This window comes from Vibrio sp. vnigr-6D03, from assembly GCF_002835515.1.
Taxonomy (GTDB): domain Bacteria; phylum Pseudomonadota; class Gammaproteobacteria; order Enterobacterales; family Vibrionaceae; genus Vibrio; species Vibrio penaeicida.
Genome location: NZ_PIZL01000048.1, coordinates 14,599 through 39,619, shown reverse-complemented (window position 1 = coordinate 39,619; position 25,021 = coordinate 14,599). Strand labels below are relative to the sequence as shown.

Sequence of the window (25,021 nt, the reverse complement as noted above, 5' to 3'; positions counted from 1 at the left end):
GTTCGTCATCAATCTGAAGCGAACCGGATGGTTCGCCTTTTTTTAGCGGGTATTTAGTTAAAAAGCGCATACTCAGGTCGCCTCTAAACCAAATTTTAGCTCTGCCTTTCCTACAACTTAGCTGCTTTAGTGAAGTATCTACCTACTGGGCTGAAAGACTCGATTTAGGGCTAAGCTGTTTAGATTGCAAGACTAATATCCCCCACAGATACATCATCTACATCTATCAACTTTTCTTGAAGAAGCTTAAATGTTTGGTGGATACACCCATTTCATGGCCCGCAACTAAGCGATCACAAGCTATTGTCTCGCTTCTCAATGACCTATAGCTAATACTTCAAGAGGAATTACCCGAAGAGCAGCACGACGCTCTTTGTATCAATGTGAACGGCTGGAGGTACTACCCGTCCTTTCAGTTCGATGAGCATTTTAACCTTATAGATAACCTCAGAAATAATCTTAGTCTCATGCGAGAAGGCCGAGACGACACTGATATTCTAATTTGGTTGGTCTCCGAGAAATCGGTATTGGTGGAGAGAGCAGTTGCTCCACCAGCATTAGTTTCCAAGCACCTAGATAACGGCGACTTAGAAGGTTACGAGAGATTAGTCTCGGCAGAAGCGAGAAGCCATAAATGCGTAACCGCCAAACCCTGTGACTTAATTGATGACCCGTTTTTTTGAGGTGTTTGTTGAGGAATGGTTAAGGTCAGATGAACAGCAAGTCTCATCTAAGTATCTAAAATATTAGGGACATTCTTAATCAGATCTAAACATTTTCAATTGACTACATAAGCAACAGGCACCAATATGCATGCTGTTACAAATAACCATGTTGCATTTATGTGTTTGTTTTAAGGAATTGAAAATGGGAATCCTAAAAGAGAGCTTAATCGGAAAAAGCCAACTGTCTTGGTTAGCCTTGGCAGATAAAAAGCTATCACCTGACGAAATCTATACTTCATGGTGTGAAAACAATTTTATCTTTCAGGAAGAAAACTTAGCTCTAAAAATCCCTGGCTTGCGCCCTCCCCAAATTGGCGGTATCTATGCCGCACTTGGTTACGAAAAATCCGAAGCTAGTAGTGCTGCAACTATAGTCATGCCAACAGGTACAGGAAAAACCGAAACTATTTTATCCATCGTTGTTGCGGGTAGATTTCGTAAAACACTAGTTATTGTGCCTTCTGACGCCTTGCGCGAACAAACTAAGAAAAAGTTTTTAGAACTTGGGCTCTTAAGACAACTAGGGATGCTTAATGACAGCTTCGAGAACCCTATTGTTGCGACTATAAAACACGGTATTCAAGATATCGTCGAAATCAATCAACTATTAAACTCGAATGTAATCATTGCTACTGCCGCTGCATTATCACAGTTCCACAAGGGTGCCTTAGAAACTTTAACAAAAGCATGTTCTCATCTAGTTGTGGATGAAGCACACCATGTAACAGCAACCACGTGGGCGCGAATAAAAGCGCAGTTTGTCGAGAAACCAGTATTTCAATTTACCGCAACTCCTTTTCGAACGGACTGCTCTAGAGTAGACGGAACGATTATTTTTAACTATTCACTTAGCAAAGCTCAACTTGATGGTTACTTTAAGCCAATAGAATTTCATCCAGTGAAAGAGTTTGTAGAAGAGAAAGCAGATAAAGTGATTGCTCAGAAAGCCATTTACTTACTTAAGGCCGACTTGAAGAACGGTCTTAACCACATAGTTATGGCTAGAGCAAACAACATCAAAAGAGCAACACAAGTATTTGAATACTACAAAAACGAGACCGAGCTCAATCCTATTCTGATTACAAGTAAAGCAAAACGCAAAGACGAAGTTCTTAAAGCTATCAAGGCAGGAAAACATCGAATAATCGTATGTGTCAATATGCTCGGGGAAGGATTCGATTTACCTCAATTAAAAATTTCAGCGATTCATGACCCACATAAAAGCATCAATGTAATGCTCCAGTTTACTGGACGCTTCACAAGAACAACTCAAGGAGTCGGGGATGCAAAATTTGTTGCTAACATAGCCAACCCTAAACTGAACGACTGCCTTGAAGAACTATACAATGAAGACTCCGACTGGAATTGTATCATCAGTAACATCAGCAGTGAGAAGGTAACGTCAGAGCTAAAGTATCAAGATTTCAAAGCTGGCTTTTCAGAGCCAAGTAAGTTGCTGGATTTGGGGTTAACCCCAAGTATAAGTACCACCGTATTTAACTTAAGAGCTGCTACTTGGAAACCTGAAAACTTCTATAAGTTTGGTAATAAGCATTTTCAGATTCATGATTCCGTTCTAAATGATGAGCAAGATACCCTTGTTTTTTCGGTAAAATCATATGCTCCTGTTGGGTGGTCAAGCTCTAAAGAGCTATTTGACGAATCGTGGGATCTATATATCGCCTATGTGGATAGGCGGAACAAGTTACTCTTTATCCATTCATCAGCAAAAGATGGCCTTGTAAAACGTTTAGCAAAATTAATCGCGGATGGAGCTCCTCAAGTGAGCGGAGAGCGGGTATTTCGTACACTTTCTGGACTCAAGAGGTTGAAGCTCCAAAATGTTGGTCTAAACAAGAATAAGAAAGGTCTGCGCTACTCTATGCACACAGGAACTGAAATCAATGATCAGATTCCAGACATTGAAGCTAAACGTTCTATCAAATCCAATATTTTTGGTAAAGGGTACGAAGACGGTAAACTTGTTAGTGTCGGATGTTCATACAAGGGTAAAGTCTGGTCGATGGACAGCGATTCTCTGGAGCAATGGATCGACTGGTGCAAAAACGTTGGCAAAAAAATCTTAGATGAGTCTATCGATACCAACCAAGTATTGAAAACTGCTATGCAAAGTGAAGAGTTAACCGAATATCCAGATCTGAGGTTACTCAATGTCGAATGGCCAGTAGAGCTATTGCGCAAGAATGACCGAAAAGTATATCTAAGCGATGGTAAGTGGGAGGAGACATTATTCAACTGCGAGCTAACTTTATCAGATAAGACTAATGATAAAGAGAAAGTCAGGTACTTTAACATCTCGACTCCTCTTGGATCATTTAGCGTTTCAGCAACCATTACAGCTAAGGGTGAAGTAACTTACAGCTCCGATACACCTCTATACATCATCATAGGGAGTGAAGAGCATCTAGTGACTGATTTCTTTGATGAAAATCCCCCAGCTTTCTTCTTGGAGGATACCTCTATCATCGATGGTGGGTATAGATACTACTCGTATGAAGAGTATGCATACTTATACTCCTTGAACAATATTGAGGGCTGGTTGTGGGATGGCGTTGATATTTCGGTGGAGTCCCAAACACACCTGAGGCACCCACACTCAATTCAGTACCATACTATCCAGCAAATCAAAGATAACTACGATCTAGTTTTCGATGACGATGGTAGCGGAGAGGTAGCTGATATTGTAGCCATCAAAAACAACGATGATTCCGAGCTCATTATAGATTTATACCACTGCAAGTATTGTACTAAAAAGAAAGGCGTAGCGAAGCCTGGAGCACGAGTAGACGATATCTATCAAGTGGCAGGGCAAGCTGTGAAAAGTATTAAGTGGTTTGCTAACAAAGAAGCTCTGATCAACAGATTAATCGATAGAGAGCGAGTTAGATTGAGTCAAGAGAAGGCATCACGTATAGACAAAGGAACACTAGAACAGCTAATCCATCTATCAAAAGTTGCTAGATATGCCTCATTCAAAGTTGGAGTAGCTATCGTTCAACCAGCAATTTCAAAATCACTGATTTCTAAAGACATTCTATCAGTTCTGGGAGCTACTGAAGCCTATATCTATGAAATTAGCAGCATAAAATTGCGAGTAATTTCCAACTCTTAAAAGCTAAACTATCTGACCTCTTCTGCTAAATGCAGTTGAGGTTGATCCATAAGCTACAAAGCGCTTAACAAATTAGATATGATTGGAACAATTAATCCAACGTCAATTCATACGGTCGTACTCCAGTGGACATTAACCTCAAACATTATATTGAATCTGCTTTCTCAGACTTGATCCCTACTACCTTCAGATCCATCAGTGAAAACTTAAACAAAGAGAAGTTATTCACCAAGTTCGAACAGCTGCAAACAGCTAAAGACAAAACGAGAAGCAAATTCGCATCCGAAGAAGAGCTCGCTGCACTATACGACCCCTTAGAAATGAGCCACCTATTAGATTTGTTTCTTTGGCCTTGTAATGCGTTTGCAGTTTGCGCTTCTTTAATAAAAGAACATGGCGATTATAGGTTACTGATATCTGGTGAAAGCGGCGTAGTTTGGACAACTGAAGATCGAGAAGAAGTCGAGAGACTTGGGTCATTGTGGGAAAAGTTCATAAATGCAAATGTCAATGATCTCAACTTAATCAAGTTAGATGAAATCAATGAGCTATTGCTAAGCGTGTTCGAGCATAAGAACCAAAATTTAAGTATAAGTAAATTAAAGTCAGATCCTCAATTCAAAAAAAACCTTCTGAAGGTATGCTTATGCGCGGATGAGAGCTTCAGAAATATCAGCGTGTTAAATCCACTAGCTGATACAGTGGCAGGTAGAGTTGCCGAGCAATTGAACATCATAAGTGACGCACATAGCTATCAATTAGCAATGACAAATAGCTCATTCGGTTCTGTCCACTACAAAAATTCAGTATGCCAAAGCGGCATCTCCATTAATAGTATCAGCAGCAAGCTTGCTCTAATTTCTCCAGAAATCAAACTGAAATACATAGAGCGCCCTACCGACTCTAAACATGAAAAAAGAGATAACTATAACATTCTGATAATACCGTGGCCGCTAAAAGTCCACAGAACAGACTTCCAAGCAGTCAACAAAAATAACCTTCTAGAAATGGATCATAATTTTGGATTTTTCAGCTACTTACCTAAAGATGAGCTTTCAAGACAAGAGCTGGAGGAAGTACTAAAAAAATACTATTTGGAGTTCGATGAGGTTGATTTGATTGTTCTCCCCGAGTGCGCTGTTGAGTCGAGTAAAGCAGATGAGCTATTCGAAACTATCGAGTCCTACTGCAAAAAACACAGTAAATACTGTCCTACCTTCATCACTGGGGTGTTTAAGCAAGGTGATGCTAGCAATTACGGAATAAATTCGCTAAAGCTTTATACAACTAGTTCACTATACGGATTAGAAGGCGAAAGTTGTGACTCCGCTGAACAGCATAAGCATCATAGATGGTTCTTAGATCGGCCTCAATTACATAACTACAAACTCGGTAACAGATTGTCTCCTAAAAAGAAATGGTGGGAATACTCTAAAGTTGATGAACGCTCTCTCATAAGTTACTACTGCCAGCAAAACGACCTCCAACTGAGTCCTCTCATATGTGAAGACTTGGCTAGACAAGACCCTGTCGCCCCCGTGATCAGATCTTTAGGACCGAACTTAATCGTGGCATTGCTACTTGATGGAGCACAAATAAAAAACCGTTGGCCTGGCAGGTATGCATCTTTACTATCTGAAGATCCTGGTTCAAGCGTACTTACAATATCTCCATTGGGAATGACTGAACGTTCTGACGGTACAGGTTTTCCTCCGAGTCGAACTGTGGCGTTTTGGAGTGAACCAGATGGTAGTTACAAAGAGCTCAGTCTAGATAAGGAACGAACATCTATAGTGCTGACACTTGAGCCTAGCACCCTAACACAATGGACAGCTGATGGTAGGAAATCAGAAAAGAAGGTGTTAAACTATGCAGGACACATTAGTATCTAATGTTTTAAGGAGTACGATATGAACAGTTCAGAAGAAAAGCAGGTTTTTTTGCTTGGCCGTATCCTTAAACGTGATCCACAGCGAGTTCAAAACCTCTTAGTTCAACGAAAACTAATGGCTCCAAAGGTCGCAATAGAATTTTCTAACACGCTCCTTCAACGCCGACTAAGAAACTACGATAATCAGTCAATTCGCCAAGTATATTTGGACAATTATCGTACGGACGACAACGCCAGTGATTACGAACGAGTTATGCAGATTTTTTCCCATGCCTAACTTCATGCTATTTACACAAGCGGTTTAAACACCGCTTGTGTGGCAAAAACTCCTCAATGCTATCTTTACTTTACCCAACATCATTACCACTCTTGCTCACAACACCCCATTACCTATACCACTGAGAGTTCACTTCAATTAAGAGCACTTGACTGTTCACATTACTCTTCTTCATAAAAGATACAATCGAGCAATGCAACTCTCCCTCTCCAAACGCGTTTTTCTAACTTTTTACTAGGTTCCCGACTACCAAACCATACTGACTCGTGGATTCGGCTTATCAATTCATCCCAGTATCGTTCGTAGGTCATGCCAGACACTTTAATACCAAAGTCAGCACACATTGCACGATTGTTTTTAGAGTCAATGCAAACGAAGAAATCTGGACGTTTCATAGCAAGTAAACGACTGGCAATACTGATGCCATCTCTACCGTTGGGGAATGCTTTCTTAAATGTTTCAACATACTGATTATATTGAGATTTGCTAATTTCCCCACGAAGAGGGATATGCTCAAGAGCCTCTGAAATGTACTCATTGTTATTATTGATATTGCTGTGATAAACCCCAGCACCTTTCATGCTACCAAACCATCCCCAATGCTTATGAACATCATTGGGCAGCCCCGCGATTGTTTTACGAGCAGCCAGAGGCATAGATTTATAGTCATCGTATGTATTGAAATAACTTCTGATAGTTTCGAGAAGTTCTAATCGAGTCAAGATTGCATGATTAACATCTTGCTGAACCTTGTATAAGTAAGCTGACCATTCCATTTGCATTACAACACTATTAAGTAACGGTTTAGATGCTTTCGTTTTTCCATAACGATCCGCCAACTTATCTAGACGAGGCTTCTGTTTCTTATGATAAATTTTATATGTATTCACGTACTCTTCGTCAACAGACACCCCTGCTTCAAAGTACTTACTAAGTTGTGCTAAGAGTTGATTAAGTGAAATATTGCCTTCATCATCTTTGCTACTAACATGAACGTTGATCTCGTTGTTCGAGGTGAACGCCCCGTTAGTCATATTAGAGCTACCGATAATTGCTTCCCACTTATGGCCAGTTCTGAACAGGTATACCTTGGGGTGGAACACGCCACTGGTTTGAGTAACGAAGTGTACTTGCTTGCTACCTATAAACTCTTTCAAAACACGGGGATCAGTCTGGTAAAAATGTGTCCCAATCGTTGATGTACATATCTTAGTTTTGTTAGCTAAAAAGGCGTTGAATACTTTTGTCTCGGCCGATGCCCATGCTACCGCAATTGATACTTGTTCGTGCTTACTAATCAAACTAATCAACGTCTTTTCAAGAGTTTTGTTATCACTAATAACTTTCATTTATTTCCATATAATCAGCTATTTACAGAATGATTATATCATCAACCAGGTCGAAAACATAACACTAACAGCATCATTGATACCAAATCTATGAACTGACAAAGGTTGCACAGATTGAGAGCGTAATTGCGAAAACAGTGGAACCAACGGCGGTTCCTAAAGTGCGGTTCGCAAAGTACGGTTCGGGTTTTACGAACTGAGCAATTGCTCTAAAAAGAGAGTTTTATGAGGAGAGAGTTTCCAACTTAGTTAACCAAACTTGCTGCCTTCATTAGCCATGAAGCACTGGAGTTTCCAACTCGGTTATCGTTAAAGAGTATTCCAGCTCGTTGATTTAGAAAGCTGGCAAGTTTCCATCTTAGTTATCTGTGATCATTGCTTCAGTAAGAACTTTAAAGGCGAACCAATCGATTCGCTTTTTTGTTTGGCAAGTAAAGCTTCTAAGCTGCTATTGGACAAAAATGAGTTTCGGCAATTAGACTGTTAGCGACTGATGAATAATTTAAATAAAGAGAGGTCGCCTAAAATTAATAGCTCAGTTCAAACTACTTAAGGATGAGAAATGAAGAAGCTAAATCTATTTGATACGCTCAACGCTGCCACACTGCTCCTAGCCTCTCCTGAATGGCCTAAGGTGAAAGCAGCTCAAAAGCGGGCGCAATCTTTTGAAAACCCTGTTGTCGATATACCACTGGAAATACGAACCATTGCTGGGCGAAAAATTCGCTTGGCACAAGCAGGTCCCGTTGATGCACCAACAGTTGTTCTACTCAGCCCGTTCCCAGCCAGTATCCTCAATTTTGCTGGCTCTTGGGAATTACTCACTGCAAAATTTAGAGTAATTGCAATAGATTTACCCGGCTTTGGTGGTTCTGAAGGGGATCGCCATGATATGACGCCAACCGCACAAGGAAGTCACCTTGCTGCAATCTTTGAAGATCTTGACCTGAATGACATTCACCTTGTCGCTCCTGATGTAGGAATGGCGTCAGCCCTTAGTTATGTGCTCGATCACGAACACAGATTAATCAGTATGACGATAGGTCACAGTATCGGTAATCCTAACCCAGTAGAGCTTGGTTTTATGATCAATATGCTGGCGAAGTTTGGTTTCATGCGAACTACCACCGCTTTGTTAGGCGCAGGTCCACTGATCGCGTATTCTGCCAAGATTGGAGCCGTGAGACACCAAGCCAGTGCCGTTGAAATTGATGATTATAAGAAATCCTATGGGGGTAGAGTGCCTGAAGTGATACATTGGTTTAAAGATTTTCATGCAAAGTCTGAAGCGATCGCGGCACGTCTAAGTGAAATTCAGCTCCCAACTTTAGTCTTTTGGGGAGAGCTGGATGTGCTATTTGATGTCAGTAATGCTGAACGTATTCATGCAGCACTGCCGAATAGTAAACTACACATTCTCCCCGAAGCAGGCCACTTTTCATGGGCGGACCAACCACAAATGTTCGCCACGATGATTGAGGATTGGGTTGAAAACGAGCACCAAGTAACGATTAAATAAGCTTGGTCAATCAAAGAACTGGCTAGATGGCCAGTTCGTTAGGATTTAAGAAGGTTTGTTTCTTCAGATTCCATTTAATTTTCCCTTAGTGTCGTCCCTTGATTCCCTCATTGGAATGAAAACTGAGACACCGAAAGGTGGAACTTGCCCGGCTGTTTATCTGCCAACAAGAAACCAAACTGCTTGGTATCTTCAAAGCGAAAATCAGCGGCATCCACAACGCGCCGCCCGCGGAAAACAGGAATAAAATCTGTTTCTTGCAGGGTGATGGTCATCCACTCGCCATCCACAGTATTAAAAAGAGCGCGATAGCTTACGCCATCCCAAGAACTGTCTGTCCGAATTCTTAGTTGATAAGGACGCCCATCTCCTTTTACGTGCAATGTCACCATGCTGTAGTCGGTATCGTTCATGTTCGGCATTTGTCGCCTAACCGACACAAACCCGCCATTGTTTTCAAGTGACAAATGCCCTGAAAAGTGAGCTACCCCATCTTCAACAACCATGCTTGAACGAGAGACACCGCCCATAACACCATCGTTGACCACCATCCATTCAGATGCATCTGATAACGGACTAAAGTTAAGCACTTCTCCTCCTTTGGAAAACGCCATCGCTGAGTAAAAACAGGCAAAAAATAGTGATATAACAGCATGAGAACTCTTATTCATCTTCATTATCTCAGTTCAATTCGGTGCAAGCGGATGTGGTTTTATCGAAAGCATTCCTTCCTACGATTCACCACAGCGATGAGGTTGATACGAAAGGTAGCTAAGGTGTGATCAATATTGAGGTTCATCACCGCTAACGAGGTTGAAGAGGTGGCGATACAGATTGGTCACAAAAAAGATTGATCACTCTCTTGCAGTAAAAGGACGGAGTAGAAAGAACACTCAAACTAAGAAAATACAAAACCCAGTAATTACAGTTAGTTGTGCTTAAATCCACAAAGTAGGTATTTCTAAATTGCCTATTCTTATATTTTTGATGTTTTAGCTGAACCCGCTTTGCCGTGAGTCTGACTGAATACCTTTGCCACTTGGTCGATCATCCATTGAATGCCGGCATCATCTGCAACAAGCGCGCTTCGATAAACGCAAAGGTTGAGAGGGGCGATATCAAATGGCGTATAGCGACGCTCTAGGTTAAACGAAAAGCTGCTGTCATCAATGGCAAGTGCCGGTACGGTTAGCAGCATGTCTGTCTTAGCTAAAATCAGTGGTGCCATCACGAAGCTTGGAATAATCGTTGAAATCGTGCGGTGAATACCAAGTTTAGACGCGATTTTATCTATTGGCCCATCACCTTTCGCCACACCAGTAGACACCTTGAGGTGCGGGTAACTTGCCCAGCTTTCTATCGACCAATCGTCTAATGCTGGGTGATTCTCTCTGGCAAAGACAGACCATGCCCAGCTACCTAGGGGTTCGGCAATGATTCCTTCACTTTTAATGACGCTCGGTGCAATAACAATGTCGATACTGCCGTTTGTGAGATCTTTAACGGCTGATGAAGCATACGGCACCAGCTCTAGCTTCATGTTGGGTGCATTCGCTAAGTCAGCGATCAATAGAGGGACGACTGGCGCAATAAAATCAGGTGCTGCCAATTTAAAGGTTCGCGGTGTGTGCTGTGGGTCAAACTCTTCCTGCTCGGTTAAGGTGTACTCAATCTGCTTAAGTAATCGAGGTAGCGACTCTCCGATGCGAATGGCTTTTGCGGTTGGAATCATTTTTCTGCCATCGCGAATAAATAGTTCATCTTGCAATTGGCTTCTAAGCCGGCGAAGCGCGTGGCTCACAGCAGATGGCGTTAGATTGAGATATTCAGCAGCACGAGCCACATTTTGCTCACGCAGAATCGCGTCAAAGACGACCAATAAATTTAAATCGAGTTGTTTAAAGTTAATGCCTCTCAATACTGAATGCCCTTCATGTAACCTGAAAACTCTTCATTTTATTCACTAATAGGTTAGTGCTTTAATCACCTTATGAAAAGCATTCACGCACATCAAACCTATTATTGGGAGAACCCTCATGTTTAAAAATTCCATCATTCCGGCTTGGGTGAATGTCTTTATGTTGCTCATTTTGTTCTTTATGAGTCTTCAGGTGTACTGGTTTTATTTTGATCATTCTTTTCTAGCGGAGGCGGGAATCAGCCTGCAAAGTAGCGCGGACTACAATATTATTTACACCACGGCTGGTAGGTTACTGGCAATGATCGTTATTACGCTCATTGCTATGGCGACGCAAAGCGCTCAGCAATACATGTTGGTCTTGAGCATTTTCAGAGAAGGGCAAGAAACCGTTATTGACCCATTATTTCCTTATCTAAATAGCCCTGCATCACCAATGGCAGACTTGATCACACATTTGGTTATTGTGGCACTAGAAGTCACGGCATTAATTGTTATTTATCGAAGAACTCGACAAATGAAAGCGAAAGCAAAGTTCGCTCGTTAAAAGGGCAACACTCTAAAACGATGCTCATTTTAAGAAAACAAGATACCCACCAGTCAGCGCTGGCAAGTTAGTCGGGACAGATAAAACTAATTTTGACAGAAAGTGATTGGGACAGAAAGTGATTGGGACAGAAAGTGAATGGTATCTTGCGCTTGTTCGGACGAATCGAAATCTGGCTTTGGAGGTCATGCTTTTTGCTCATGCCTCCAGATTGCCGATTCAGAAAGGTCACTCAGCTCTAATGCGGGCTCAAGTTAACCTTATCTAATAAGTTTTCAGCCAGATTTCGATCGTAAAGACCGGCTACCAGTCTTTCGGGTAGGTGAAGTTCGGGTACTTGATACCAATAGACTTCGCGAATTTATTGGCAAACATACCGTTAGGATCAACTTGACCAATTTTTTCACTGTACCGGTTTAGGTAGTCCCCATAAGACTTGTTGTCACGCTGAAGCTCAAATATCCACGAATTGTTCGAATGAGTATTTTTACCCCAATGCGCTCTTGCACCATACTTCGTGACTAACATATTCATGGCTTCTTCATACGGTGACATATACTGATTGAAATCTTCTGGTGGTAATCCTGCTGGGACAAAAATGGGGAATTCAATGTGCATCGCAGTTGTACCGTTAGTAAACCCATTACCAGCACCGGTGTAAGCCATAAGCGCAGCGTCTTCAATTTTGGAGAAACGAAGGAAAATACCAATCAAAGGAACAGGCATATTGCGATTGGCGTTGTTAAGGCCGTTCGCCCACTTACGAATATCTTCGATAGCAGCTTGAGCATTCTCTTCTGGGACGGCCACTTCCCAATCCATTTGGCGCATTTCACGACCAACATTATCTATCAGTTTGCTGGATGTAATACGGTGTGTTGGCCCCACTGCATTGGTGGTGTATCGGAGTTCGCCATTAACCGTTTTTACTAGCGGTGGGGTGATGTGCCAACCCGTTTTACGCAAGTACGCCATGCTTTGGTGGGTATCAATAGAAGGCTCTGCTCCACCAATCTGGAACGCCTGCATGGTTTCCTCAATACTAAGGGCCGATGTATCAACATAAGGGAAAATGAGGCGGTTGTTCGCGTTTTTTTCCGCTTCTAATGTCGTTGTTTTACCGCAAGTTCTCAAGTACTGCTTTAGGCTGGGGAACCAATTATATTGTCCATAATCGCACTCTTTTATGTCTGCAATCACACTGCCTTTTTTATTCTCTTCAAACAGCTCTTTTTCATCGTGGAATGTGATTTTCACATGAGTATTGGTCGCTGGTTGAACTTCTAATTTTAAACGGGTGATGATGCCGAAATACCCCATATGGGTTAACAGAGATTTCCAAAGATCGGGATCGGTTTCTCCTGTTGTTCCTCGGCTATATGTTTTGAGCTTGCCATCTGCGCCCACAATATCCATTGATACAACAGAATGACTAAGAATATTTCGATTAATTGGAGAGCTACCATGCGCTGAGGTTCCAATCGCACCAGCGACTGAAGCGTGACGCCAACCTAGGTGTACGTACCCCAGCCCTTTACCTCGCTCGTATAACCACTCACCTAGCTCATGTAGATTGGTTCCAGAAGCAACATTAACCACCTCTATCCCCTCGAACATTTCCAGTGCCATACCAAGTTCAGCTTGGGAGTGATCAAATTTATTCATGATCATTGTAATGCCATCAGTACAAATAATTCCCGATGCAGAACCTGCAGTATTATTTTTGGTTTGCCCACTGGAAACTTTAATTCTAACGCCATTACGTTTAGCGAGAGCTACAATGGATTGAATTTCTTCTACGCTGGTTGGGTGATAGACAGATTGTAATGATGATTCGTCACATAACACCATAAAGTTAAACGACGCCTGAGCATACTCGCCGCAGTCTGAAGGGCAGCTTTCTGCGGTTTCGTTTCCATTACAAATCAAATCTGAGCAGGTTGCCATCAAAGAAACACCAGGAAGGTGCTGATTCTTTTTCACTGTTTTTTTTACGTGACTAAGTTTTGAGGCAATGCTAAGTAAAGGGTCGGTAATTTTTTCAAAATTGTTTTCTTTGCCACAAAATTCACCAAATTGATTCGCGGTACACACTAAAATATAAATGGCTCCCACTTCCATTTTAAAGTCTGAAGGGAACTCATGAACCAATACACCGCCATCTTTCTTAGCCTCTATTTTTGCTAATGTTGGGGCAAGTGCTAAACCTAATTTATTTTTCAGAACATCTCCCCAATACACATTGTAATGGGTGATATTCGATTCATCAGGTGCAGGCCAAATTTCTATTCCTTCTAATAACCGTACAGGCATGATGGAAGAAGGGTTTTTATCTGCTGTGAATGTTACTCGCACCTTTTGAGCCGATTCTGTTGGTGTTTTAGGTGGGCTCGTAAAAGCATAAGAACTGGGTATGAAATAAACTGCGGCTAGCAGGAAAATGATCATTTTAACTTTGTTTAAAAACTTCATAGAAACACTCGCTATATAGATGTAATAACCCACGAGACACACCTCAATAAAAGGTGAAACATATTTGTCTCGTTTAACGGTTTAAAAAGCGATGCTTAAGGTCTGCATACCTTTCGGTTAAATATTGTTTGAATTACAACAAAAACTCTCTCGAAATATAAGCACATCCTAATTAAACCCGCTTTTTACAACTTGAGTATCTGTAGCTTTGGTAGAGATTTTTTTAATTGGATATACATCTTAACTAATAGTGCTATTACCCGTTGCATTGGTTCAAACAGATAAGCTTTATTAGCTAAGACCAACTTAAAAAGGTATACATCGCATACAGTTATTATCAAGCTATACACTGATACAATCTTTTAGATATTGAATTCAATTATCTAATGTCAGATTTAGAATCAATGTCTAATAGTATTAATGTCAATATATCCATTAATCGATAAAGAAAGTCATAGACAGGATCTTAAAATCCTAAATTCCAGATAATAAATGTGAAACTGTACATGTAATCACCTCCTAGATAATCCAATGTAAAAAGGGAAATTGATTCTAAGAAACCAGAAAAGAACACTTCTAAACAACAAGTACCATGATCAAAAAGGCGAACCACTTGGTTCGCCTTGTTACTTTTTCATCATGATTTTTATTTTAGAGGGTCGTTGTCTGGCAACGCGCTGTGAATCCAAAGTGCCAGCCTGTGTTTGATGTTTGCGCCGTCGAGCTTACTTTCTGGTAATGGTGTAATTTGCTTGGCATCGACCAAGAATAGGTAAATTGCTTTAACTCTTATGGGCTGCGGTGACTGAGGAAGATCAAAGCCTTGCATTTTTGCCATCTTCCCAGCAATCTCAAGTGCCTTTTTAACCAGTTTATCTTCATTATGAAGCTTGGAGCTTTTTGCCATTGATAGAGTCCTCTTCTTCGCTTGGGCTTAGAATACATTAAGCGCCACAAACAGCGTGTTAGTAAGCTCTCATATTGACAACATTTCGCTACTTTCCCAAGTAAAATCGAAAGAGAAACGCAATTTAAAAAAACACTTTGATTGGATCCACTAAGTGATTGTTGAAAAGCTACTTTAAACTGGTTGACTGCCGATTCACTATAACTCGTCTCTGCCATTAAACTGAGTTATATCAAGCTCTCGGGGTTCAATGCCGTCTAAACAGCCTAAGTTCACTCTGAACACCTCTGGATCATAGGACGTGTCGTGAAATGGGTAAATACCGCAAACGTTACAAAAGTAGTGGTTAACATCATGATCGCCCCAGCGATAAACGCTTAGATGTTCTTTGCCACTAATGAGTGAAAATTCCTCCTTGCCAAAACTTTTTTTGGACATAATGGCATTCTTTCGGATACAGACCGAACAGTTACATTGAAGCGCTTCGATGATTTCGGATGTCTGAATTTCAAACTGTACGGCTTTGCAGTGACAACTCCCCTGATACTTCATTTTGTTGCTCCTTTCTTAAAAACAACAATAACTGTATATATAAACAGTATTAGGGTAAAGCCATTATCTTCACACAAAACGTAATATGAGCATTAGACGATGTTTCACATGAAAGTGAGTGGAAATCGTTTTAACTAGAAGAATGAAGTAAAAATCAATTAGGCTGGATTTAAGAAAGGTGGCTAATTAAAGCCGACCAAGCTAGTTAACTTGGCCGGCTTTGCTAGCAATTATTTTGCTTTTGGAGTAAATGTCTGAGTACTGCGATCTTCGGCAGCAACAGGTTTGATTTTCTCTCCGTTCGCCGTTAGGCCACGAACATAATCGATAAAGGTTTCAGTGTAGAGCTTCAAAGTATCTTCGTACTTAGACTTATCTGCCGAGATTTCACCAAAGGCTAGGTATCCATCTTTACCACCAGCGATGTAGTTGTTCGTTACCACAACCAGCTCTCTGTCGTCACTTAGCTTAGACCAAGTACCATCGCCCTTCGCTTTTACTTCGAAGTTGTGAACACGCTGACCAGCAGGTCGGTTGAAGTCCACGTCGTATCGAATACCAGCAGAATATGGGTATGCACCGTCAGAACCGTCTGCACTGTTGTCTACAAACTCTAGATACGCTTTGTCTACCGCTTGGTTAAGGACTTTCTTAACCTGAGCACCCGTCATCGTTAGGTTAACCATGGTGTTGTTGAACGGAAGCACTTTCGTTGCACCAGCAACGGTAAACTTACCTTGAGTGATGTTTGCACGAGCACCACCACCGTTCTGGATAGCAACATCTGCACGCTTCGTTTCTGCAAGAAACGCTTGTGCGACTAAGTCAGCAACTTGAGAACCGTGTTTAATCGTGTGAGTGTCACAGCCATCTGCGCCATTGTGCTTTTGTTGACCAGGAACGCGCTCGTAACACAGTAGCTCTGTTGACTGAGCGATTTCTTGGTCTTTCAACTCATCCAGTTTCTGGGAGTAAGAAGACAGCGTTTTTTGTGTTGCCGCATCTGGTGTAACCTGAACTAGGTTTGGTTGCGCGTTGATGTCTGCAATAATTGCTTCAAGCTCTGCACCCGTCACTGGCTGACGTTTACCGTTTGAGTCTTTACGCTTAAAGTCTTGCCCCATTAGTAGGTGAGGTGTACCAGAACAAGACGCAACTTTGTTGCCATCAAACGAAACCGTTAGTTCACCTAGGATTTGGCTGTATTGCCAAGCTTGAGCGACACAAACTTGATCGCCGTCTTTGTTGGTTCTCAGTGTCGGGTAAGGGCCGTCACTCTTAAGACCTACTGCGTCAAAGTCACCAAGCAACGTGTGCGAGTCACCACCGATGATAACGTCGACATCTGTTAACGCTTCTGCAAGTTGCAGGTCGTTTGAATACTGGTAATGCGTTAGAAGAACGATCTTAGAAACGTCTTTAGACACTAACTCGTCAATGTATTTCTGGGCTGTTTCCACTTCGTTCAAGAACTGTGTTGTTTCATCAGGGTTTGATGAGTTCATTGTTTTGTTAGCGATATCAATACCAACAATACCGATTTTGTGGTCGCCATATTGCTTGATCGTGTATGGCTTGAAGTAATCATTAGCCGAGTTTTGAGCAAGTGGAGATACGCCTTGCTTAGGGATAACGTTTGCAGCAAGTACTTCAGGAGGACAGTTGCCTGCATTTAACCAGTCAAGGAAACGCGCAAGACCTGCATCGCCATCATCAAATTCGTGATTACCAAGAGCGAAAGCATCGAAACACGCGTGGTTCATTAGAGCTGCATCAGCTTCACCTTTGAACAGCGCGTAATATAGTGTCCCAGAGATGGCATCACCTGCGTGAAGTTTAAGCACGTTCTCGCTTGCTTCAGCACGTTCGTTCAGCGCTGTAACCAGTGCCGGGAAACCACCAACTTGAGCATACGTCGATTGACCTGCTAACTTGAGCTTTTGACGTGAAGGCTCTAAATGCGAGTGGTGATCGTTAACGTGTAAAATGGTCAGATCGAATGGAGAAGGATCTGTCTTGGTTGTTGCACACCCTGAAGCTACCACTGCCGACAGGATGGCTAATGCCAATGGTTTAGTTTTCATTTGTCGTCCCTACAATTTGATTATTAAAAGACTGGCTTTTTTACAGCCCCTAATTATAGGTTTGCATCGAATGTTTTTTTGAACTTATGCGAGAATATTGAGAATAGCGTCAAAAAATATTATTTTATTACAATATTATTGTGAGTTTTATCAACAAAGACAGGTTAGAATGTTAACTAAAGGTTAATCTAACCACTCAAAAGTGAGAGTTGCCTCCAAGAAAAGGCATTTATAATGTGTTCCCACAATATTTCTAAGCCTTTCCATAAAAAGTAATCCCCAAGGCGGAATAAAGCCCGTACTCAGCTAATCAGATCGAGGTGGTTGTCTCAACATTACGTCCCTTCGATATTCTTCAATAAAAAAGATCGCCAATTCAAACCAGGTTCACTGAAGTACTTATTGACTCATCAATAAGTTACGCGGTTTTGCGAGTCATTTATAAAATGTGGGCAAGCAATATTGTTGCTCTGATATCAGGTTGTTAGCTTGAAAACAGAACAATACAGTAATGAGTATTGTTTCGTTTTAACTTAAAAGGAATTTTTGAAATGAATAAATTCGTTAAGCCGATGTCTATCGCCGCTTTGTCCCTGTTTGCGTTTTCAGCCCAAGCGAACTTTGAGCTTATAGGCTCTCCCCTTTTCCCAACAGAAGTGAATTGCGAGTTCACGAAAGATATCACCATTGGCCAAGATGCCTACACAAAAGCCATCGACACGTCCATATTTTACGTTGGTGGAACGTGGGAAGTATTAGCGCCTTTATATAGACGAAACGATGGTTTGTACAAAGGTGACACGGTATGTAACGCGAATGACACGACTGGCGTGTTACTCGATACCTTCAAGATAGATTTCGTAGCAGATCAAAACATGTCTGCGTTTGCAGAGCAATACAACCTAAGTTATGTTAGCGCTCAGAGCAAAACCGAAGCGGTCTTTAAATTCAACCCTGAGCCAGTTCCAGAGCAACCTTCTTGGCTTCCAGATGATCATGGCTTAGCGCAAGCGCATGCTGAGGATATGGCGGTAAAAGCCAATAATATCTTAAATAACAGTAACGTTGAAAAAGTCGCCATTGACATTAAGTGGAACTTTTAATTTTTAGTTCCATTAGGTTTAGCTCCAAACATCGTCTACTAAAGTTTCACCCAGATGTTTGGTTTAATGCGAATCAGCAAGGTTGATTTTCAGCTTAAGTAAAATGCCAAAGGCGAACCGATTGGTTCGCCTTTTCTTGCTTTAACCATTCTTCAAAACTCAATTTGGAGAGTGTAACCCTAACCTATTTCCTTCTGAATCATGGAAGATTGCAAAATATCCACTGTCGTCCGCATGAGGGGATTTGGGCATAACGACTTTTCCACCGTTCACCTCTACTCTATCAAGAATACCTTGAAGGTCGTCTCCACCATTCAGGTAGATAGTGACACCCGTCGCCGAAGGTGCGGAACCTTCATCTTTTACGATAACACCAACAACTGCCTGATCTTCATAAGGTAGTACGCCCATTTCCATGCCTGGCATTTCTACTTTTTCAATTTTAACGTCCAAAATAGCTTCATAAAATTCGATGGCGCGTGAAATGTCGGTCGCTGGAATTTCAAATATTGAAACGTAACTGTTCATACTTTCTCCCTTTTGATTCGTTACAGGTTGGTTATTCAATTCAACTCTATCTTCGCTATAACAAGCAGTGTTACCAAAAATGAGTATTGCGATGGTAAGAATAAATCGAAAATTAATTTTCTTCATGCTGCCCACATCTAAGAGTAGAAACGATGAAGGCAACATTAAACGGGTGATGAGAAGAAAAATTGTAAAAATACGACAAAGTGATTCATTTATAGAATTGGGTAGATAGCGCCATATTTTCATGACCTAAAAACTCTTTTGGGGTAACGCCAGTGAACTCTTTGAAATCTTTAATAAAGTGAGCCTGATCGTAATAGTCGTTCTTATAGGCAATATGAGTAAAGCTTTCACCTTCTTCATTGAGCAACATTTTTAAGGCGCTCTGCAATCGAATCAATTTACTAAGCTGCTTTGGGCTAACACCGACTTGTTTAACAAACGCTCTCTCTAATTGCCTTCTTTTTGATGGCTCTGCTTTCAGAATCTCACTAATCGATGTACTTCCGTTTGTTGATAAAAGCGTGTCTATTGTGGACGTAACAATGTTATCGACCACCAGCCGCTCACTGAGTTTATCCAGAAGAAAGGATTCGACTATCTCAATTCTAAGTTTTGTATCCGATGCTTGGATGATCTGCTCTTCCAGCTTTTTTGCAGATTCTTTGTCAAACAACATATCTATTGGCGTTTCTTTGTTTGCCAATGTGCTGATCGATGTACTCACAAAATTAGCGAAACCGTAAGGATAAAAGCTAATTGCAAATGAGTTTACATATCCTGTGGGTTCGACAAAAAAAGGCGTTGTGATCTGCCCAAGCACCATAGAGCGCGGCTGAATAATGAAATCATCTCCCGATGTATATCGCTTGATATCGTCCCCGAGTATGAACGCCATTTCTATTGCGCCATCAGGAACGATTCGCTGCCTTTGCTTCTCTGCTGTTGCAGGAACTTCCAAAGTCCAATAACGGCTAACGATAGACTCTAAATCTTGATGGGGCTGAAAAGTTTGATAGTCCATGATGAGTTATTCCTTTTATCAGCTTCGGAGGTGCCATTTGGGGTTGCATTAACAAGATAGGCATTGTTTAGATTACCAATCTAAACAATGCCACAAAGCTACGATTCAATTTCAGCTTTTTCAATTTATATGATTGAAAATCACATACTTATCAATTGCGTATTTTTCCGAGTAGGCTCTAGCTAATTATAAGTGGAGTTTATTAAAGAGTATTCATTACTGTAAATTACAGCTCTCACTATTCAACGGTAAGGACAAAATGGCAAAGTTTTTGTTGAAAGGCTTGTTGCTTGTTTTAACCATATTACCCATTTTAGCTATTGCGGAGTCTGTTGATTTGTTTAAGAAAAGAATTGTGCACTTATGCCCAGAAATCAATGGTCGATTGATGGATGGGGATAAACCTCTTGGCGGTATCACTATCGAAAGAGGAATTGCCTATGGCCAAGCATATGAAAGTACAACGACTACCGATCCGGATGGATATTTTTCTATGCCTTCTCATGAATATGAAACTCGAAAGCCTCTTAACCCTTTGGATGAGAAAAGAGTAATCACATATCTCATTGCTAATATCGATGGTGAAGAGATAAAAATTTGGCACTCAGTTCTTTACTCCCTAGATCCGATAGAAAAAGTTGCAGACTCCCTCAGCACGCTTCATTGCGATATGAACTCCCCAATGAAAATTTATTCATTAAAGTACGGAGAAAGTAACGCAATTAAGAGTGATGTCTTAAGTATGTGTAATTTAGATAATCTCACCTACAAAGGATTGTATTAATGAATTCCCTTTCACCAAAATGCGCGCTTGATTTCGCAAATCAAGCGTATGAAGTAGAGTTTAACTCGAAGTTTTTTGAGCCCAAAGGTCAAATAAAAAAGTTTTTTAACTTTAACCAAACATACTTGGAAGCGAAGACTGGAGGAAGATTTAAAAGCAGGCTCTCTAAATTTGTACTCGCAGCTGAAGGAAAAAATAAAAACAAACATGATAGCAGTTTAGTTTTGGCGTTTCGTGGTACCAATTTTGATTACACAGCCGACATAATGACTGATGCTAATGCCGCTTTAAAAGGCAGCCCAAATGGCGCTATTGCCCACGCTGGCTTTATAAATACATTCAATAGTTTAAAAAGCCAACTGGCAAACTATATGTCTCAGTCTATTGGGAAAATAAAAGTTATCCACTGTGTCGGTCACAGTTTAGGAGGAGCGGTCGCTTCTGTTTGTGCCGACTGGCTGCGCGCTCACTATAAAGTTCAAGTATTTCTGTATACATTTGGCGCTCCAAGAGTAGGTATGAAAAGCTATGCTACCAAGTCTACTCACTCGAATGTAAAAATCTTCCGATGCACAAATGGGGCAGACCCGGTTCCCATGGTACCTTTATGGCCATTTACTCACGCTCCCGTTGATAAGCCAGAGTTTAGGTTGGATTCTTCGAGTGGCGTGAATTTTGAATCTCACAAACTCCACTCAAATGTTGGTTACTTTGCAAACCTACGATCCGACAGTTGGGGGCACTTAAATCGAGCAGCAATTGCCAACTTAAATCGCCCCGTTCGTATGAAGTTCCACAATCGCCATCAGGTCACCTTCAGCCAGCGCTGGTCAGATAAGATCGCATCAGCAATCATCACACTATTGAAAGATGCTGGATACGGAGCATTAGTAACCGGACAAGGGATAATTGTTGCGGGTCTAACCTATTACGACCTACTCGCCAGAGCAATGGAGAAAGTCGCCAAGTCCTCACAAAAACTTGCTGAGCAGACTAAAGGACTACTAGGTCACATGCTTGTATTCGCAGGAAAAGTGGCGAAAGACGTAACCGATCTTTCTTACAAGTTTATTAAGTGGGTATTTGAAGTAACCGTTGCTAGGTTATATCGAGCCGTAAAGCAAGCAGTAGCCTAGGCTAAATCGGCTGAGGCTTATAGTTAAACAGTTGAAAACATACTCTAGAATATGAAGCTTCAAAGAATACACACTCAAAAGAGCCTGTAGTTAAACTGCAGGCTCTTTTGGGTTTGCATGTAGCACTCTAAATGGGATTGGCACTCTGATTTCATAAACGCGGTTTATTGAATGACAAAATGGCTAGCCATAAGCGTTATAGACACAAGACTTAAACCCCCTCTTATCGCGTTCCAGCGACCCCATTTTTGAAAGTAATGTTGCCATGTTTGATTCAGCTGGGTGCCTGAATCTTTTAACTGGTTATTGAGTGGAACATTAAAAAACAACGTTATAAGAAAACCGGATATGGCGAGCCCTGCGCCGATTAAAAACATTGGCATTGTTGGTGCTTGTCCTTGGTAAAAAATGATCAGAATGCAAAGAATACTGCTCAATGGCGAAAAGAAAAATACCGTCAAGAACCCCTTATTCAAAATGACCTCATTAATTCTCACCATGACCTCTGGTGTCTTTCGCTCTTTCAATACAGGCATAACCGTGTTGTAGAAAATGAAATAAAGCCCTGCAAGTAGCGATGTTGTAACAAAGGTGACAATTTCCAGCACCATCAACAATGAATCAAACACACTCTTCTCCTTTTCGTTTGGGTATTGGGTAGTTGGATAGTTGGGTAGATAGCCAAGCTGTTGAATCGGTAATTGTGTATTTAATAGAAATGGGCAATCATTTGATTTGCATAAAGTTCGCAATTCTTTGCAGGAAGTACAAAAATGCCTAACAGCAATCTAAGCGCTCAAGATCGTCTGCGGAACAAAATCACCCATCAATCAGAGAATGTGTCCCCACTTGCTTATCTATCGATGAGAAGCGTCTTTTATACGCACTCTCTATTAGAAGAGCCCTGGGGTATTGCTATGCCTAGCATTCCTTCCAGCTGTATGTTTCACCTCATTACGAGCGGTACCGCTACCTTAAATATTGGTGAGGAAAGCATAGAGCTGCAAGAAGGGGATTTTATCCTCCTACCCAAAGGAAACGGGCACAGTTTTGTGGATAGGAAAGGGTCTGATGCAGTCAATCTTTTAGATTTAGAGATAAAGAAGATAGGGAATCATCACGAGCAGCTAATTATTCAAGGCTCTGGTCGCAAAACTCAGGCATTGTGCGGTACGGTAGTGTTCGACAGCGAGCTTGCTCATTCCATTACCAAATCGATGCCTGATTTCGTTTTCATTGGTTCTGATTCACACCTTTACTCCACCCTTTCCCAAACCGTATCTTTGATTCAGCAAGAGCTTGCCAACGAAGAGTTTGCATCCAGTATCGTCATCACCAAATTGGCTGACATCTTGATTCTTCAGAGTATCCGATCTTGGATTTCAGAACTTCCTGCAAATGACAAGTCTTGGATCAACGCTCACTCAGATAAACAGTTAGCAAAGGTAATGGCTACCATTCACCACTCCCCAGATTCAAACCTTGATGTTAATACACTTGCCAAGATTGCTGGGATGTCTCGGACCGCTTTTATTGATCATTTCAAACAAGTAGTAGGTTCAACCCCCAAAAAGTACGTCACCGATTGGAGACTGAATCTCGCCAAAGATAAGCTCACCAAAGGGAGTGAATCCATTATAAGTATTGCGATGAGCGTTGGTTATCAATCAGAAGCCGCTTTTAGTCGGGCGTACAAAGCAGCATTTGGTTTTCCCCCTTCCCACACCAAGAAAACCTGATCTTGTTAGGCGCTGTGTCACTTCTTACATAAAGAAACAGAACAGACTAATTTTAAAATCCAAAAATATCCATTTAATCAGATTATTAACCTGAATAAGAATCACAAACATAGTAATTAACTCTAAAATAATGCACCTAGCTGCTTACTTTACAAATATTGCCTGATAAGTTCGCATTGCTCTCAGAAATGATACAGAGCGCCCTATCTCTCATACACGTCTGTTCATTAACCGAATGTATGGAGAAGGTAATAAATCAATAAAAACAGGTAATTAAATATGATTTTAAAAAGAAGCTTCGCTGCCCTCGCCATTTTAACGGCTTTTAACGTCTCCGCTTACGAACACTACTCCGTATTTGAAGATTATGTGGACTCCAATAGCGTACAAGCAACCACCGCTCGCTTGACTCAAGTCGCGAAAGAAGCCAGTGGCGAAACGACAGTCGCGGGTGCGTATTCTTACGACCATCTGGGTAGAGTGACTCAACGAGATTACGCAGACAGCACTTTTGATTATGCATACAACGAACAAGGCTTATTGCAGTCTGCTCGCGCATTGATGAAGCACGGTTCAATCAATAGCTATGTACGACACACAAAAGAGAATTTCGTTTCTGACTACAGCTACAATGATCTAGGGCAAGTCACGTTCGAGAACAAAAAAGTGTTTCATGACGAAGCAACGAATTTAGATGGCACACCTATCGCGTCATATCGAATTCAATACACGTACGGGGCAGATGGTAAGTTGCTTCAACGTAGACAAGCCCCAATTACTGGGGAAGATACCGCCGTTAGAGAGTTTCACTATTACTACCATGAAGATGGAAAGCTAAGAAAAATTCGTGAAACTCGATTCTCTACACCAAAAGAAAAGAACACATTGCTCCTTCAGTACCATCCGAATGGAGAGATTAAAAAAGCGACCCAAAAACTATTTGGTAAGCCAACAAAAACCGTTGAAATGGAATACGTCGATGACGGCTCTCTCGTTTATGGTGTGTATTACGCCGATCCAGTCAAAGAATGGAAAGTGGATGTAGACTTCTTTGGGTTGGCATTTCACCCAATTCGCAATCTGAAGCAAACTGTAGAAGGGAGCGTAACGAACTACAGTTACCAGTACCACAACCTTGATGGCGACGTTCTACCAGACAGTTTGGAGCTATTACTCACCTTCCCAACTGGGGCGAGCACAACGTTGAATTATAGTATGAGCAACAAGTAAAGAATATCCAGAAACAAAGGCGAGCAACGTAGCTCGCCTTTTTCTTTACAAAAAGCGAACCTTATTAATAAACTGATCTCTAATCTTGACCAAACAAATG

The 25,021-nt window shown here is 41.3% G+C and carries 21 protein-coding genes; 11 read left to right on the top strand and 10 right to left on the bottom strand.

All coding sequences use genetic code 11. From position 1 onward, the window contains the following. Positions 1 to 467 precede the first annotated feature (467 nt). The 4 genes from CW749_RS26430 to CW749_RS26415 all read left to right on the top strand — a co-directional run bounded on the left by CW749_RS26430 (position 468) and on the right by CW749_RS26415 (position 6,026). Positions 468 to 683 (top strand): hypothetical protein, encoded by a 216-nt coding sequence (locus CW749_RS26430; RefSeq protein ID WP_237322596.1) that lies wholly within the window; start codon positions 468 to 470, stop codon positions 681 to 683. Between the two features lie 184 nt (positions 684 to 867). After that, positions 868 to 3,858, top strand: coding sequence for a DEAD/DEAH box helicase family protein (locus CW749_RS26425; RefSeq protein WP_101115463.1), 2,991 nt, complete (start codon positions 868 to 870; stop codon positions 3,856 to 3,858). A gap of 125 nt (positions 3,859 to 3,983) precedes the next feature. Next, a complete protein-coding gene (locus CW749_RS26420; protein WP_101115462.1) occupies positions 3,984 to 5,750 on the top strand; it encodes a hypothetical protein in 1,767 nt (588 codons plus the stop codon). 18 nt (positions 5,751 to 5,768) lie between these two features. Further along, positions 5,769 to 6,026: a hypothetical protein gene (locus CW749_RS26415; RefSeq protein ID WP_101115461.1), complete on the top strand. Its 258-nt coding sequence runs from the start codon at positions 5,769 to 5,771 to the stop codon at positions 6,024 to 6,026. A gap of 161 nt (positions 6,027 to 6,187) precedes the next feature. On the opposite strand, the gene CW749_RS26410 is transcribed toward CW749_RS26415, so the two are convergent. Next, positions 6,188 to 7,375, bottom strand: coding sequence for a phospholipase D family protein (locus CW749_RS26410; protein WP_101115460.1), 1,188 nt, complete (start codon positions 7,373 to 7,375; stop codon positions 6,188 to 6,190). 562 nt (positions 7,376 to 7,937) lie between these two features. Here CW749_RS26410 and CW749_RS26405 point away from each other — a divergent pair. Next, positions 7,938 to 8,894: an alpha/beta hydrolase gene (locus CW749_RS26405; protein WP_101115459.1), complete on the top strand. Its 957-nt coding sequence runs from the start codon at positions 7,938 to 7,940 to the stop codon at positions 8,892 to 8,894. Between the two features lie 107 nt (positions 8,895 to 9,001). Here the strand turns inward: CW749_RS26405 and CW749_RS26400 are convergent, their stop codons facing one another. Beyond that, complete coding sequence (locus CW749_RS26400) at positions 9,002 to 9,484, bottom strand: CIA30 family protein (protein WP_180958499.1); 483 nt, start codon at positions 9,482 to 9,484, stop codon at positions 9,002 to 9,004. Between the two features lie 386 nt (positions 9,485 to 9,870). Further along, positions 9,871 to 10,812, bottom strand: coding sequence for a LysR family transcriptional regulator (locus tag CW749_RS26395; RefSeq protein ID WP_101115457.1), 942 nt, complete (start codon positions 10,810 to 10,812; stop codon positions 9,871 to 9,873). Between the two features lie 118 nt (positions 10,813 to 10,930). Between CW749_RS26395 and CW749_RS26390 the strand changes: the two genes are divergently transcribed. Continuing rightward, positions 10,931 to 11,359, top strand: a complete 429-nt coding sequence (locus CW749_RS26390; protein WP_101115456.1) for a hypothetical protein — start codon at positions 10,931 to 10,933, stop codon at positions 11,357 to 11,359. A gap of 303 nt (positions 11,360 to 11,662) precedes the next feature. On the opposite strand, the gene CW749_RS26385 is transcribed toward CW749_RS26390, so the two are convergent. The 4 genes from CW749_RS26385 to CW749_RS26370 all read right to left on the bottom strand — a co-directional run bounded on the left by CW749_RS26385 (position 11,663) and on the right by CW749_RS26370 (position 17,374). Next, positions 11,663 to 13,831, bottom strand: a complete 2,169-nt coding sequence (locus CW749_RS26385; protein WP_101115455.1) for a D-arabinono-1,4-lactone oxidase — start codon at positions 13,829 to 13,831, stop codon at positions 11,663 to 11,665. 646 nt (positions 13,832 to 14,477) lie between these two features. Continuing rightward, a complete protein-coding gene (locus CW749_RS26380; RefSeq protein ID WP_101115454.1) occupies positions 14,478 to 14,738 on the bottom strand; it encodes a DUF5062 family protein in 261 nt (86 codons plus the stop codon). 198 nt (positions 14,739 to 14,936) lie between these two features. Next, on the bottom strand, positions 14,937 to 15,290 hold the full coding sequence (locus tag CW749_RS26375; RefSeq protein ID WP_101115453.1) for a GFA family protein: 354 nt from the start codon (positions 15,288 to 15,290) through the stop codon (positions 14,937 to 14,939). Between the two features lie 230 nt (positions 15,291 to 15,520). Further along, positions 15,521 to 17,374: a 5'-nucleotidase C-terminal domain-containing protein gene (locus CW749_RS26370; RefSeq protein WP_101115452.1), complete on the bottom strand. Its 1,854-nt coding sequence runs from the start codon at positions 17,372 to 17,374 to the stop codon at positions 15,521 to 15,523. A gap of 551 nt (positions 17,375 to 17,925) precedes the next feature. Between CW749_RS26370 and CW749_RS26365 the strand changes: the two genes are divergently transcribed. After that, entirely contained in the window at positions 17,926 to 18,477 is a 552-nt protein-coding gene (locus CW749_RS26365) for a hypothetical protein (RefSeq protein ID WP_101115451.1), read from the top strand. 159 nt (positions 18,478 to 18,636) lie between these two features. Here CW749_RS26365 and CW749_RS26360 read toward each other — a convergent pair whose 3' ends face one another. After that, positions 18,637 to 19,005, bottom strand: a complete 369-nt coding sequence (locus CW749_RS26360; protein WP_101115464.1) for a VOC family protein — start codon at positions 19,003 to 19,005, stop codon at positions 18,637 to 18,639. A 211-nt stretch (positions 19,006 to 19,216) separates the two neighbouring features. Then, a complete protein-coding gene (locus CW749_RS26355) occupies positions 19,217 to 20,032 on the bottom strand; it encodes a helix-turn-helix domain-containing protein (protein WP_101115450.1) in 816 nt (271 codons plus the stop codon). 259 nt (positions 20,033 to 20,291) lie between these two features. On the opposite strand from CW749_RS26355, the gene CW749_RS26350 reads away from it, so the two are divergent. Beyond that, complete coding sequence (locus CW749_RS26350) at positions 20,292 to 20,816, top strand: DUF6795 domain-containing protein (RefSeq protein ID WP_101115449.1); 525 nt, start codon at positions 20,292 to 20,294, stop codon at positions 20,814 to 20,816. After that, positions 20,816 to 21,952: a lipase family protein gene (locus CW749_RS26345; protein WP_101115448.1), complete on the top strand. Its 1,137-nt coding sequence runs from the start codon at positions 20,816 to 20,818 to the stop codon at positions 21,950 to 21,952. Before CW749_RS26350 ends, CW749_RS26345 begins: the two co-directional genes overlap by 1 nt. A 164-nt stretch (positions 21,953 to 22,116) precedes the next feature. Here the strand turns inward: CW749_RS26345 and CW749_RS26340 are convergent, their stop codons facing one another. After that, positions 22,117 to 22,581 (bottom strand): anthrone oxygenase family protein, encoded by a 465-nt coding sequence (locus CW749_RS26340; protein WP_101115447.1) that lies wholly within the window; start codon positions 22,579 to 22,581, stop codon positions 22,117 to 22,119. Between the two features lie 144 nt (positions 22,582 to 22,725). Between CW749_RS26340 and CW749_RS26335 the strand changes: the two genes are divergently transcribed. After that, positions 22,726 to 23,691, top strand: coding sequence for an AraC family transcriptional regulator (locus CW749_RS26335; RefSeq protein WP_101115446.1), 966 nt, complete (start codon positions 22,726 to 22,728; stop codon positions 23,689 to 23,691). Positions 23,692 to 23,970: 279 nt separating this feature from the next. Further along, entirely contained in the window at positions 23,971 to 24,921 is a 951-nt protein-coding gene (locus CW749_RS26330) for a hypothetical protein (RefSeq protein ID WP_101115445.1), read from the top strand. Positions 24,922 to 25,021 lie beyond the last annotated feature (100 nt).